General features: G+C 46.3%; 14 protein-coding genes. 7 read left to right on the top strand and 7 right to left on the bottom strand.

The features are described from left to right. Positions 1-3: 3 nt before the first annotated feature. The 5 genes from ACWQXP_RS05120 to ACWQXP_RS05140 form a co-directional block, all read right to left on the bottom strand. Positions 4-861 carry a type II secretion system F family protein gene (locus ACWQXP_RS05120; RefSeq protein ID WP_454061762.1) on the bottom strand — a complete coding sequence of 286 codons (858 nt, stop codon included), beginning with the start codon at positions 859-861 and terminating at the stop codon, positions 4-6. Continuing rightward, on the bottom strand, positions 848-2,299 hold the full coding sequence (locus tag ACWQXP_RS05125) for a CpaF family protein (RefSeq protein ID WP_454061763.1): 1,452 nt from the start codon (positions 2,297-2,299) through the stop codon (positions 848-850). The genes ACWQXP_RS05120 and ACWQXP_RS05125 overlap by 14 nt, the downstream gene beginning before the upstream one ends. Next, positions 2,292-3,533, bottom strand: coding sequence for an AAA family ATPase (locus ACWQXP_RS05130; protein WP_454061764.1), 1,242 nt, complete (start codon positions 3,531-3,533; stop codon positions 2,292-2,294). Before ACWQXP_RS05130 ends, ACWQXP_RS05125 begins: the two co-directional genes overlap by 8 nt. Before the next feature lie 11 nt (positions 3,534-3,544). Then, entirely contained in the window at positions 3,545-4,390 is an 846-nt protein-coding gene (locus ACWQXP_RS05135; RefSeq protein ID WP_454061765.1) for a hypothetical protein, read from the bottom strand. An 84-nt stretch (positions 4,391-4,474) separates the two neighbouring features. Further along, positions 4,475-5,377, bottom strand: a complete 903-nt coding sequence (locus ACWQXP_RS05140) for a TadE/TadG family type IV pilus assembly protein (RefSeq protein WP_454061766.1) — start codon at positions 5,375-5,377, stop codon at positions 4,475-4,477. 377 nt (positions 5,378-5,754) lie between these two features. Between ACWQXP_RS05140 and ACWQXP_RS05145 the strand changes: the two genes are divergently transcribed. The 6 genes from ACWQXP_RS05145 (at position 5,755) to ACWQXP_RS05170 (ending at position 8,713) form a co-directional block, all read left to right on the top strand. Then, positions 5,755-6,330 (top strand): retropepsin-like aspartic protease family protein, encoded by a 576-nt coding sequence (locus ACWQXP_RS05145; RefSeq protein WP_454061767.1) that lies wholly within the window; start codon positions 5,755-5,757, stop codon positions 6,328-6,330. Positions 6,331-6,540: 210 nt separating this feature from the next. Beyond that, positions 6,541-6,984 carry a gamma-glutamylcyclotransferase family protein gene (locus ACWQXP_RS05150; RefSeq protein ID WP_454061768.1) on the top strand — a complete coding sequence of 148 codons (444 nt, stop codon included), beginning with the start codon at positions 6,541-6,543 and terminating at the stop codon, positions 6,982-6,984. 103 nt (positions 6,985-7,087) lie between these two features. Continuing rightward, positions 7,088-7,414: a (2Fe-2S) ferredoxin domain-containing protein gene (locus ACWQXP_RS05155; RefSeq protein WP_454061769.1), complete on the top strand. Its 327-nt coding sequence runs from the start codon at positions 7,088-7,090 to the stop codon at positions 7,412-7,414. Positions 7,415-7,429: 15 nt separating this feature from the next. Beyond that, positions 7,430-7,987 carry a MogA/MoaB family molybdenum cofactor biosynthesis protein gene (locus tag ACWQXP_RS05160; RefSeq protein WP_454061770.1) on the top strand — a complete coding sequence of 186 codons (558 nt, stop codon included), beginning with the start codon at positions 7,430-7,432 and terminating at the stop codon, positions 7,985-7,987. A gap of 187 nt (positions 7,988-8,174) precedes the next feature. Next, the gene (locus ACWQXP_RS05165) at positions 8,175-8,315 is read left to right on the top strand and encodes a hypothetical protein (protein ID WP_454061771.1); all 141 of its coding nucleotides are present in this window, start codon (positions 8,175-8,177) and stop codon (positions 8,313-8,315) included. 8 nt (positions 8,316-8,323) lie between these two features. Next, a complete protein-coding gene (locus ACWQXP_RS05170) occupies positions 8,324-8,713 on the top strand; it encodes a Uma2 family endonuclease (protein WP_454061772.1) in 390 nt (129 codons plus the stop codon). A 543-nt stretch (positions 8,714-9,256) separates the two neighbouring features. Here ACWQXP_RS05170 and ACWQXP_RS05175 read toward each other — a convergent pair. Further along, on the bottom strand, positions 9,257-10,189 hold the full coding sequence (locus tag ACWQXP_RS05175) for a PhzF family phenazine biosynthesis protein (protein ID WP_454061773.1): 933 nt from the start codon (positions 10,187-10,189) through the stop codon (positions 9,257-9,259). A gap of 252 nt (positions 10,190-10,441) precedes the next feature. Here ACWQXP_RS05175 and ACWQXP_RS05180 point away from each other — a divergent pair, with 252 nt between their 5' ends. Then, positions 10,442-10,693 (top strand): J domain-containing protein, encoded by a 252-nt coding sequence (locus ACWQXP_RS05180; protein ID WP_454061774.1) that lies wholly within the window; start codon positions 10,442-10,444, stop codon positions 10,691-10,693. Between the two features lie 14 nt (positions 10,694-10,707). Here ACWQXP_RS05180 and ACWQXP_RS05185 read toward each other — a convergent pair whose 3' ends face one another. Beyond that, entirely contained in the window at positions 10,708-12,615 is a 1,908-nt protein-coding gene (locus tag ACWQXP_RS05185) for a B12-binding domain-containing radical SAM protein (RefSeq protein ID WP_454061775.1), read from the bottom strand. Positions 12,616-12,659: the final 44 nt, after the last annotated feature.

The following is a 12,659-nucleotide window of genomic DNA, read 5'->3' on the forward strand; positions in this document are numbered from 1 at the left end:
GTCTTAAAACTTGATTTCACTTAACTTAGAAATCCATATGATCCCGATAGTCTGGGCAATGATGGCCCCAGCTCCAAGATACGATCCGATTGTTGAGAATAAAAACGTCTCCATGCTCGTGGGATTGACATGCCACATCATGAACGAAAGCCCATAGGTGATCAGTAGAATTGAGAGGACGGACAGTTGCGATTCAACGCTTTGCGTTCTGATTCGATGATCTAATTCTATTCGACTTCGCACGACCGCACTGACATTCACAAGTGTCGTCGCCAAACTCCCCCCACTCCACCATTGAACCGAAAGGATCGAGGAAAATAATTGAAATGTTTCCAGAGGGATTTGTTTGGCCAGTTGCAGAATCACCGTAGACGGATCATCGCCTAAACGAATCCGTCCCACCATATCGGCAAGGTAATGTTTAAATGGAGGTCCTGTCTCGTGCATGGCCATTTCTAATGCTTTGGGTAAAGTCATGCCGCTTTGTAAAAGACTGAGGATGAGATCAATGGAATCAGCTAATTGTAGTTCGATTTCATTCAATTGCCGTTGAATAAAATGAGTCTCAATTAAATAACTCACGACTCCTGTTAGCAGCGCAGCAGCACAGGCAAACGGAAGCGGAACCTCCCCCCCCATTAATAGCACCATAACGGCTCCACCCATGACGAGTGGTATAAATCGATATCGTGTGGGAAACGTACGAATTCGTCGTTGATGAAGGGGTTCACGAATGGAAGAGAAGAAACCATCCAAACGCCGGACATAGCGCCGTCTGATTCGAATATCCCGCCAGGCATAGCTTGCGATGCACGTCAATCCAAGAAAGACGAAAAGAAGGCTGATTTCATACCACTGCATGATGATGATTCAACTCAAATAACGAATGAGGAACAACCAGGCCTAATTCCTCAAAGTGGGAAAGCATCTTGGGAACAACCCCACTGGAAATAAAGTATCCCTGTCCGCCTGGATTTTGAACACCAGGGCGTTGATAATGAAAAATATTCTGCATGAGAATGTTCGTACCTTCGCGACCGACAACTTCGGAAATTCCCTCCACACGTCGCAAGCCATCTTCAAAACGTCGAACATGAACAACCAAATGAATGGCTGAAATAATTTGCTCTCGAATCGCAAAAGACGGCAAATCTGAACCAGCCATCATGACCATCGTCTCCAAACGTGACAAGGCGTCAGGAGGCGAATTTGCATGAATGGTACTCATACTGCCTTCATGACCAGTATTTAAAGCTTGCAACATATCGACTGCCTCATCTCCGCGAACTTCACCGACAATAATACGGTCGGGCCGCATGCGCAGTGTATTAATCAATAGATCTCGTGTGCTGATTTTCCCTCGCCCTTCGACGTTGGCCGGTCGATTTTCCAAACGAACGACATGTTCTTGATCGAGGTTCAACTCCACCGTGTCTTCAATGGTGACGATTCGTTCACAGGCAGGAATAGATTCCACCATGGCACCAAGCAAGGTCGATTTCCCCGCTCCCGTTCCACCAGATATGAGAATATTTCGTTTCGCGCGAACCGCAAAGTCTAAAAACAAGGCCATGTCGGAGGACATCATTTCCAACATCAACAGATCGCGCTTTCGTAACCGCTGTCGACCAAATCGTCGTATGGATAATGTCGGACTATCAGTCGAGACTGGAGGTAAGGTCGCATTGACCCGAGTTCCGTCAGTGAGACGTAAGTCGGCCATGGGCCATGATGCATCAATGCGTCGCCCCATCTGTGCGGCAATTCGCTCAATCACTCTGGCAATATGCTCGCGATTCAAAAATTTAACTTCCGTCCGTTCAAGTCGACCGAATCGTTCGACATAGACATGTTCAGGACTATTCACAAGAATGTCGGTGACCGCAGGATCTGTTAACAAGGGGGCCAATGGACCCAATCCAATCGTTTCTTCTGTTAATTCATCGGCAAGACTACGACGCTCCTCCTCATTAAGCGGAATGTGTTCTTGGGTCAGAATGCGCGCTGTAAATTCTTGAATGGCACGTGTCACGTCTTGACTGCTTCCGCCATAGAGGTTTTGCTCACCAATTTCCAGCAACATACGTTCTTGCAGCATTGATTTAATGGTAATATAGTTAGCCTGAGGTCGCTGTATGACTCTTCTCTCTTTTTCAGGTACTTCGCCGAGAAAACTCGTTGAAGGACTTCTTCGTGTTGTGCGAATTCGTGCGGCAAGGCCAGCGGTACATGATCGATTAAGGCGCTCTCGATAGAATTGCCTTGCGTCCATAACCTTTTCGTCTTCAGGCTTATCCACGCCGCCATCTCCCAAGAAACTCTCCAAGTTGCTGCCATGTTGATTCAGTGTGGGTTTTGAGCCGAAACCTAGTCGCGGAAGTACCCAACAGTTCGATCTCAGAAGTAAGCTGCATCAGGCTTCGGGAAAATCCAAATCGAGTTGACCCGCCAAGACTATAAGGAACTCCGGCATTGGCCGCCGCTAAAATTCCTTTTTGGTACGGAAATACACCATCAAATTGCCGCGTTAATCGCTCTTCAATGTCCGCAGGACTCAGATTGCCGGTAAATGATCGATAATTTTGATTCAGAAGAAGCCGCTGCTTTTCTCTCCCAACCCCAAGTCCTTCCAAAATAGGGAGAAACTTGGACGTCGCAATCACGTTGGGTGCCGTTCCCTGCATCACGATGTAAACCAGGTCAGAAAGATCGAGAACTGATAAGACCGTACTATCGAGAATGGGGAACGTGTCGATAATGACATAGTCAAATGCACGACGTGCAAAATTCAGTATGCGATAGATGGCTTCGTCATCAATCTCCGAACCCTCCAGAGCATCACTTGGAGCCGCTAAGACTTGAAGCCCACAGGTGTGACTTATCGTTAATTGACGAAGTAAGGTTTCATCTAAACGGTCTTTCTCTCTCACAGCATCGACCAACGATGTCGTGGGGAGCAAGTCGAGCATGACGGAACACACACCAAGTTGAAGAGAGGCATCGATCAACAAGACTCGGCCTGGATGGCGTGTCGCAAGAAGGCAGGCCGCATTGACGGCTAACGTAGACTTCCCAACGCCCCCTTTATTACTCACAAAAGAAACTAACTTCCCGGAAGATGCGGGTGTCGCGATCCGAGGAGTATACAGACGATCAAGCAATTGCCTCAGTTCTGTACTCGACAATGGATGTCGTAAAAAATCTTGAATTTTTGCGCGAACCCCATCGATCACCACCGCACTCTCTGAGCGCTCACCGCTAAATTGATCCGGCCGATACATCGCAGCCACTGTCGTTTCTGGGAGCATCTGATGAATCTCATGAGTAAATCTCTTGAGATCATCAAAGTCTTTTTCCATATCAACACAAATTAAATTTGGCTGCCGATTCAATGCCATTTCTTCAGCGCGCCGATAATCAGATGCATAGGACGTAATGCAATGACGATGACTCACTCCTTGCAGGGCAGCCTCAAATTCTCCCTGAAGTCCTTTATCTTCACCAACGACTAAAATCTGTATATTCTGATCCATACTGATTCCTCTTAGATGAGAGTTGGAGCAAGGACAGCTCCCTTAAGTGTGCGATTCACCGAAAAAACCTGAGCAAGATCTTGTTGACTTAAGCTTGGTCGCTCACCCGTTAACTGTGTCGATGCATTGTGACTCCTGGTCATGATCACTTGCTTGCGAAGCCACACATGGGGATAGGTGCCGTAAATTTGAACACGTCCAAACCCTACCACACGATTGATCTTTCCTATTTTTGAAAAAATTGGAACATATCCATCGAGACGTACTTGCAGAGGTTTGAATAGCTGGGGATCAGACACAGCCTGTCCAATATGTGTCAGGAGCTGACCAAAGTGGCCAATCGGCTTTCCATGAATAAGGATTTCTCCCGATGCATTGACCAGCACAGCGACCGGGTTCTGTTCAGACATGGTTTCCCAAGCCTCTTTATCTAAAGCACAAGGCAAGGCACCGAGTAGCGCAAGATGACCTGATTGCGGTAAGCCAACCTGCCTAGCTGGAAGCAATTTCGCCGTTGCTGAACTGGCAACTCCCAAAACGGAAGATGGTTGATGAACAGAATTCCCTCTCAACAAGGACGGTAACGGCCATCCAAAATCCTTGGCGAGTCGAATCTCAGTAACTCCTGGGCGAGAAAAGATTTCTTCCACTTTTGTCGATGAATGTGGTCCCATGATCATTCCGATAATCGCTTCTTTCTGTTCTCGATTTTGAGACTTGGAAAATGAGTCGAGAGCTAAAAATTGAACTGTCGTGTATAAACGAGCTTGTGCCCATGCGCTATATCCCCACTCCACTCCCAACATGCCAACACTCAGAATGCCCCAAGCCAAAACTGTAATGATGAGAAAAATCATAAATTCGTCGTCTTCATGGCTACTGATTGATAACTGTTCATGGCCTGACGCATCTTTCTGAACACTCTTCACATAAATAGATAATTACTGAAACACTTCTCGCCGAAAAACGGCTTGAGCAGAGAGAACATGCGGATACTCCTTCAATGTGCCATGGACACTTGAGCGGAAACTGTCACGATTTGGTGTATTGGTCAAAGACGGTCCTCCCATTTGTCGTTCACTGGGCTCAGGACGATCAGATGAAAAAGAGGAGTTCCCTTCGGACGAAATGTTCACAGAGTCTGGCAGGACAGATTGGGGGAGCCAATTCATCAACAGTGGCTGAAACGGATAATTGATTCGTAAAGCTACGAGCCCTGCAAGTGCTCCCTGTTGAGATGGCCCCAAGCTAAATGATCCAGAGTTCGGATCTTCGGGATTTCCTCTGACCTCCTCCAAGACCGGCTTCCAATTGATGTGTTTACCATTTAGTACCCCTGACATTCCTTGGTATGGCACACTCACAGACCAGGAATTCAAATCAGTTTGCCGTTTACGATCTTGCACGACAATTCCTGGAAAACGAAGAACCTTTCGTGTACTTCCGTCGAGCATGATGTGTTCAACCTTCATTAAGGGACGAAGCATACGATTAACAATTGGCAATCCATCTAAAAACTTTTCCAGTCGATACGAGTCTGTAAAATGATCGACCTCAATGACTAACGCGGCTGGGTCATATATTCGACTCTTCACTTGCGGGTGTTGTAGCGCTTGTTCAAACGTCATGACTGGAGACAATGGAAACAGGGCAAGCTCTCGAGCGGCGACTCTGACTGTCTCTTGCAACAGTTGAGAGACAAAGACCATTCGTGCCACATCAACAACCAGAGCAATCAACAAGGATAGGCTGACAGCAATAAGAGAAAACTCGACTAAAACTGAGCCGCGATCATTCACTCCAGGCACGCGTCTTACTTTTCTGACGCTCTCGTTTTTCTTCATGAAAAAACCCCATCTTCACAGACTGATGCCGTTCGATAAAATCTGGTTCAAGCTTTATGCCAAGGATGAGAAACTGGGAATATTGAAGAAGATTCAACAGGACTTGCGAATAACAAGAAAGACACGAATATACCAGGCAAGAATTTCCTTTATTCTAGGCAATTTTTACGAATTTCCAGAATAAGACCTTCGAGACATTTTATCGTTTACGGAACTAAGTGCTTACATCACTCGCGTAGAGTAGGCAAGAGAGTTCCCTATCGAAGAAATCAAGCACTGGAATTGATCAGCCGAGGAGAACGGTATATTTACCGTCACTTTCATGAATCAGTCCTGACCTCGACAGAATTCAAATGATCCTACTGAATATGTAACCGATGAATACTCCCTTAATTCGCTGGGCTATCGTTTTCGCCATTCTTGTATTAGGCCAGCACTATGTCTTGAAACAATGGGGATGGGGACCTGAGACGTTACAGAATCTTGATGTCGATACCGTTGTGGCTGCGCTGTCCAATTCCAAAAAACAACCAACGACATTGACGAATGATTTTGAAGGAGATGTCGTTATTCCACTCAAAAAAAATGGAGGAGGATGGATCATTTCCGTTGAACTCAATGGGCTATACTCTGCCAACCTGATCGTCGACACTGGCGCTACCGTGACCAGTCTATCCGAGAACTTAGCTTTTGACATGGGACTGACCGCTGATCCACGCTACGCTCCGATTTCGGCCGAAACAGCCAATGGAACCACTACCGCCTGGCTCACTCACGTCCAAACGATTCGATCAGGAGAGGCAGAACTCAATAACTTGCAAGTGGCCATTCTGGATTTCTCAAACTTATCGCAGAGAGATATTAGCGGTCTCTTAGGGCTAAACTTTCTGAATAACTTTGAATGGCAGCTTGATCAGGAACATGAAAGCTTAATTCTCAAGCTCAAATCCTAAGTTTTTTTCTCCTATACAGGTTTAGGGTTTCACAAATCCGTACTTTTTCATCGTCGGCAGATTTTCCTCCTGGCAGTACCTATTCAGTGGACTAACCTCCCAATCTCCTGAAAAAATTCCGAGAAATCTATATATTCTTGACAATTCTAGAAGGCACTGTGGTAATAGTAGACGCACAGTAATATTCACTAGACTTGCGACTGACACATCATGAAATTTTTTGTATATGCAGACAATCTGAATCCTGTTCAGCTCAAACGTCGAGCTCCGGAGCACAAATGGCTTTATCATGCCTATCTGCCGGACCACACGATTCAATTTTCTCGATGGTCTTCTCAATGGCGCTGCGGATTAGCCACCATCATGCCTTCTCAAGGTGAACGCGTATGGGGAGCCGTCTTTGATATTACAGAAGAAGACCTTACAGAACTCGATAAATTTGAAGGTGACCTTCCTGAAGGCGCATTTCGGCATTTAGAAGTGAATGTCGTTAAAGAAGATGAGCAGAAAGAACTAGTCATCACTCATTCTGCACAGGCCATAGGGAAATTTAAGGCTAAAGAACATTATTTAGATTGGATCCTTACGGGAGTCCGGCATTGGAAGCTCCCGGATGAATGCCTAGAAATGTGGCAAATCTTTCGCCCTCGCTAACAGCCAGCCTAGGGCGATATAGTTTTCGATCGCCCAGCACTTCAGAGGAATGTACCCATTCACGTAATCCTAAGTCATTGTTCCAAATAAAGGAGAATCCCTTATGCCGAAACCTAAATATCATATCTTAGTCTGTACAAACTCCCGTCCCCCAGGCCATCCTAAACCGTCATGTGGTGCCGCTGGATCTCAGAATCTCCTCATGGCCTTAAATATGGGATTGATCGAACGCGGGGTGCAACCTGGTGAGGTGTTGGTGACAGGATCAACATGCCTTGGACCTTGTGAACAAGGTCCAACTGTCGTCGTCTACCCAGATGGAACCTGGTATTCACAAGTTAAAGAAACTGATGTCGCAAAAATCCTCGATGAGCATATTAAAGGTGGAAAGCCTGTAGCTGACTTAAAGCCGGATGCCGTCTGGGGGTGATCGTTTAGGATAGCCATGGCTGATCATTCCCACACCCACAGTTCATCGACACCCGGTCATTCGGAAAACCCGTCTCACATTGAACATAAAGACCAGGGGCCTCACGAGATTGGATGCATGGTCATTACCTGTAGCGACACTCGTACTCCAGAAACGGATACGAGTGGTCAACTTATTCAGCAACTACTCAACCAACGCCGCCATCGTGTGAGTTCATATACGATCATCAAAGACGAACCGGAAGAAATCAGACGCTTATTAAGCGAGGCAGCCTCGAATGATTCGATAGAAACCGTCATCATCAACGGCGGAACTGGCATCTCACGACGAGATGCCACCTTTGAAGCTATTGATGAGTTACTTGAAAAACGACTTGACGGATTCGGTGAGATTTTTCGCTACTTGAGTTACAAAGAAATTGGCTCACCGGCCATACTGAGCCGAGCGACGGCTGGACTGTATCACGGGAAGGTGATTTTTTCAGTCCCCGGCTCAAAAGGGGCTGTACAGCTTGCCATGGAAGAACTGATCCTACCAGAAATGGGGCACATTGTCGGCGAAATGCGGAAGTAAATTCACTTTCTTCAGGCTTGTCATGTCTTTGCATGTCAGAAATCTTCTCTAACGGCCTCTCAGCCATCCTTCTCTATCCCGTTGCTCCCCTCAGCCATCAGATTACCGCTTTAGCAGGTATTCTCGCCTTGCTGATCCTTTTGCTTCCAGGTCCAGAAAAGTATAATAATAAAAAAGGTAAGACAGTATGAGCACTATAGGGTTAAAAACGAAACTTGAATATTCGGATTATGTTCATATCCCTTCAGATGGGAAGAAATATGAACTCTTAGACGGTGATCTTCACGTGACACCTGCCCCCAGTCCACTCCACCAACGAGTATCATAACGCCTTCAGTGGATGCTCGAAGTGATACTGGCCGTGGGGAGGTTTTCGACGCGCCTATCGATGTGATTCTTTCAGAGCAAGATGTGGTACAACCCGATATCGTGCTCGTGACCAATCCCGAGCAAGTTTCCGAGCGAGGTATTGAAGGAGCACCGTTCTTACTCGTTGAAATACTTTCATCTTCGACAAAGGAGTATGATCGAACGAGTAAAGCACAGCGGTACGCCACACTGGGCGTTCGTAATTATTGGATTGTAGACCCTGAAATGCAAAGAGTGGAATGTTACCGTCTAGCCAATGACACGTTCGAACTCGTCATGCAAGGTCAGGGATCTTCAAACCTTATCCATCCAGATTGGCCAGAGCTGAAGATTTTTCTACCAAATTTATGGGCGTAACCTCCCCCCTATTCGTTTCCTCCTTCACATCAATCTCAAATTCACTATCAAAAAAGTTTTTGGTTGAAGTGTAGAAGCGAACCTGTCGACACGAGTCATCTGCACTCGAAACATTTCGCCGCGTCATTGAAAAACGCCGTGATGACTTTGAAGAGATTTTTCAATGATGGAGCTACAAAGAAATAAGCTCGCCAGCCAAGTTATAGCGAATCCAAATAAGTTCCAGCTGAGGCCAATCAACTAACCTTGCGCGATTACTCACCTCAGACATGCGGAAGGTTATACCCGCTTGGATTATAGCGAATACAAATACGCTCCAGCTCAACGTACAAGTTGGACTGTATCGTTTCGGTATAACTGAAACGACTATAAGCCGGGCGACAGCCGGCCTGTATCGCGAGAAGGTGATTTTTGCAGTCCCCGCTCAAAAGGGGTTGTACAACTTGCCATGGAAGAACTGCTCCTCTCAGAAATGGGGCACATTGTTGGCGAAATGCGAAAGTAGTCAATTAGGATTTATTGCATGATTTACTTTGACAACATTCAATACATCATCTTCCCTTCAGCCACCATCACCACTTGTCCGCCGACTTTGACGGCTTGAATCATATCATCATCAGAAAAAACCTGAATGATGATACGTGAAGGTCGATCGATTTCATACCCTTGCTCTGCGATAATTTCTGTCGTGGGGCCCACCTCGACCACACCATTTTTCACCAGATAGGCTCCTAGCGCGCCGCTCGCACTTCCCGTTGCCGGATCTTCCTCAATTCCAATTGGTGACGCAAACATACGCGTATGGACTGTCGAGGCGTCATCAACGGTCATCGTACTGTACGCCATAATGCCGTTTGCTCCAAAACGCTCACAAATATCAATAATCGCATTATGATCAGGAACAATCGATTTGACCGCGGTTAACGACCGAATCGGGACAATAAGAACCGGCAAGCCTGTCGAGACGACTTCAATGGGAAACTGGCTATGGTTGACTGAAGCATTCTTGAGACCAAGTGACTGAGCGATATCAAACTGATCTTCTACCTTTTCAACCACTTCAATAAATTGAGGCGCAGGCTGCGACATCACGACCCGATCAATGGTACCCTTGAGGACATAGAGTTCGGCAGGGAAAACTCCGATATTGCACTCGTAGTGTATGCGTGTGATGGGTTCTTCAATAGCAAGTTCCCGTCGCACACCCAGGACAAAACACGTTCCCAACACAGGATGGCCAGCAAATGGAATTTCATGCGTCGGAGTAAAAATGCGAAGTTTAAAATTCGCGTCAGACTGACTCGGTGGTAATACAAACACTGTTTCAGAAAGATTCATCTCTCGCGCGATCTGCTGAAACTCTCTATTTGATAGGTCTATGGCTTGAGGGAACACCGCGACAGGATTGCCGCCGAAGGCCACATCCGTAAAAACATCAGCTTGATAAAAAGGCAGGTAGCGGGTAGTTGAGTCCATCTTGGACAAAGAAGAATCGAGTGACAATTCCTCTATACGTGCATTAATAACCTGGATTGGGCTTTATTGATTGGACTATCATACAGAATTCTACTCAAACCAGCAAAGTTTTGAGAGTTGAGTTTCTTATGAATGTTTATAGAGTTTCCATAGATGCCACGAGACTGTTTCGTGTTTCTACGGAAAGAAGATTTCGTCCATTTATTGACAGATGAAGAATTACTTTGAGAGCATTTCTTTGGAGAATCAGCAATGAATACGATTAGCATTCGACAAGCCTTAGAGCTTTTTGAACTTCCACAAACCATAAACCAAGATCGGCTGAACGAACGATACCGGAAACTGCTACACACGTGGCATCCCAATCGTTATGCAAGCTTGACCAATAACCCGAAAAAATACATGGAAATGTACAAAAAAGGAGAAGACAAAACCAAAGAAATTCACTCGGCGTATCAAGTTCTCAAAGATTGGCTACACAACGAGGAAAAATCCGCACCATAGAGGCATCGTCGACATTAGGGCGTCGCATGACTCACCACCCGGCTCATCCCAGCATCGCCATCTTTTTCAGAGGAATCCGCTTTGGCCATCGGCCACGTAATTAGACCCTGCACTCCATCAGTTCGCTGAATCTCACGGCCGGCTTTCGTCGCATAGATTTGAGGAAGATAGTTGGAACCGTATTTTGAAATATACAGAAAGACATGTTCTCTCGCGTTGACTCGAACAGCCCAGGGTTCAAAGTCGTTTTGGTAGAACTCTTCACACAGCTGCATCGCATCGATGCAGCTCACCCCTGTTGGATCATTGAGCGTGTAATAATAATCTAACGGAATATCGTATTCTTCTTGTTTGTGAATCGTAATGCCAAATTTTTCAGGCTGGCGCACCATGGGTGTATGGCGATAGGCGACAAAGTAGAAGAGTTCCGTTGAATGAATGTACCGTTTATTATCCAGAAGAAATTGCCGCGTATCTTCGGCTTCTTCCCGGGTCTCGCCTGGAAACCCGTAAAAAGCCATCACATGATTCCAGATACCGGCTTTGGCAGCTTCTCGTAAGTTATTTTCAATCACACTTTTTTTCGCGTGCTTATCCATGAGCTCAAGGACCCGCTCATTAGCCGATTCCATACCATAGTAGAGCGTACAACAACCGGCCTTGACCGCCTGCTTCCAAATTTCCGGATCTTGTAATGATTCTTCAAATCGAATCAACGTCGTCCATTTGATCCCGACATCTTGCTCCACGAGCATCTGCACAACTTTCTTGAACAGTGCAGGAGGATATGATTCATCAGCAAACAAAAAGTGCTCCGCATGGTATTTCTCTTTTAATGCCGCAACTTCACGAATGACGTCATGAGCCGGTTTCCCGCGATACTGGTCAAAATATCCCTGACCATGATCACAAAACGTGCACTTTCCCCAATAACACCCGCGCGTGGCAAGATACGGCAGAATGCGAACTGGCACAAAATAGGAATCTAATGGCAACCCGTCAAAATCCGGTAACGGGAGTGCCGTCGTCTTTTCGGTATAGACCTCCTCGCTCACCTGGACACCCTTCTGACCTCGATACATAAGATTCGGAACCGCACTCCAGTCTCGTTCTCCAGCTAAGGCTTCCAGCAACCAGAGTAAGGCATGTTCGCCTTCATACATGATTGCGGAATCAAAAATGTCGGTGAAAAAGTCCTCTTTTTGGGAAATTTCTTCTTGTAGCCGCGTAATGACATTCCCGCCAACCGTGACATGAATATGCGGGAACGCCGCCTTGATCATTTTACAAAACGTCAGGCCCGCCATAAGCTGCATTTGCGTGCCAATCGATACCCCGACCACATCAGGGGCTTCTTTGCTTATAGCGGGAAGAACTAATTGTTGACACACATCTCTGTAAACATTTACCTGCTCATCGTCCAAACAGGCAAATACCTCTTTGGACACACCAGGCCGATAGCCTAAATTGCTTTCCATTGGATAAAACACAAGCGAGGCTGGATAGTAGGCTGCCGAGATGTAATGCATGACTTCTCGAAAGACATTCAGAGCAGACTCAAGCTTCTCGGCATCATAAAACTCTTCTCCACGCGTCACGGACTTCGCCCATTCCGCTCGGTTTGCCAACTCCATCACATCAACTTCAGCTTTCGCTCTGAGAGCATTCAGTTGTCCAGTCTCTTGCTCAGATAATGACGTGCCAGACTGTGCCATGTTCTCAAGCAACTTTTGTTGCTGATCCATCCGCATTTTTACCCAAATAAGAAATGTATCGGTAAAAAACCAATCGTACATTTCAATATTGACATCTTTTTGGATCACCTGATGCCCATGTTCACGTAGCACAGCCGTGAGACTCGGCAAGGCCAAATAAGGTGCAGTCGGCACCCATTCCGGTGGAAAGAGCAACATAGTCTTCATCGTCTTCCTGGATTTTTGAGAAACAGACGATGTGTCGACTTGGA

The organism is Candidatus Nitrospira salsa, from assembly GCF_965152625.1.

Coding starts and splice junctions, on each gene's coding strand:
- ACWQXP_RS05140 (WP_454061766.1), bottom strand. CDS start 5,377: ATGAAGAAAAACGAGAGCGTCAGAAAAGTAAGACGCGTGCCTGGAGTG.
- ACWQXP_RS05145 (WP_454061767.1), top strand. CDS start 5,755: ATGAATACTCCCTTAATTCGCTGGGCTATCGTTTTCGCCATTCTTGTA.
- ACWQXP_RS05155 (WP_454061769.1), top strand. CDS start 7,088: ATGCCGAAACCTAAATATCATATCTTAGTCTGTACAAACTCCCGTCCC.
- ACWQXP_RS05135 (WP_454061765.1), bottom strand. CDS start 4,390: ATGATTTTTCTCATCATTACAGTTTTGGCTTGGGGCATTCTGAGTGTT.
- ACWQXP_RS05130 (WP_454061764.1), bottom strand. CDS start 3,533: ATGGATCAGAATATACAGATTTTAGTCGTTGGTGAAGATAAAGGACTT.
- ACWQXP_RS05165 (WP_454061771.1), top strand. CDS start 8,175: ATGAGCACTATAGGGTTAAAAACGAAACTTGAATATTCGGATTATGTT.
- ACWQXP_RS05180 (WP_454061774.1), top strand. CDS start 10,442: ATGAATACGATTAGCATTCGACAAGCCTTAGAGCTTTTTGAACTTCCA.
- ACWQXP_RS05175 (WP_454061773.1), bottom strand. CDS start 10,189: ATGGACTCAACTACCCGCTACCTGCCTTTTTATCAAGCTGATGTTTTT.
- ACWQXP_RS05120 (WP_454061762.1), bottom strand. CDS start 861: ATGCAGTGGTATGAAATCAGCCTTCTTTTCGTCTTTCTTGGATTGACG.
- ACWQXP_RS05160 (WP_454061770.1), top strand. CDS start 7,430: ATGGCTGATCATTCCCACACCCACAGTTCATCGACACCCGGTCATTCG.
- ACWQXP_RS05185 (WP_454061775.1), bottom strand. CDS start 12,615: ATGAAGACTATGTTGCTCTTTCCACCGGAATGGGTGCCGACTGCACCT.
- ACWQXP_RS05150 (WP_454061768.1), top strand. CDS start 6,541: ATGAAATTTTTTGTATATGCAGACAATCTGAATCCTGTTCAGCTCAAA.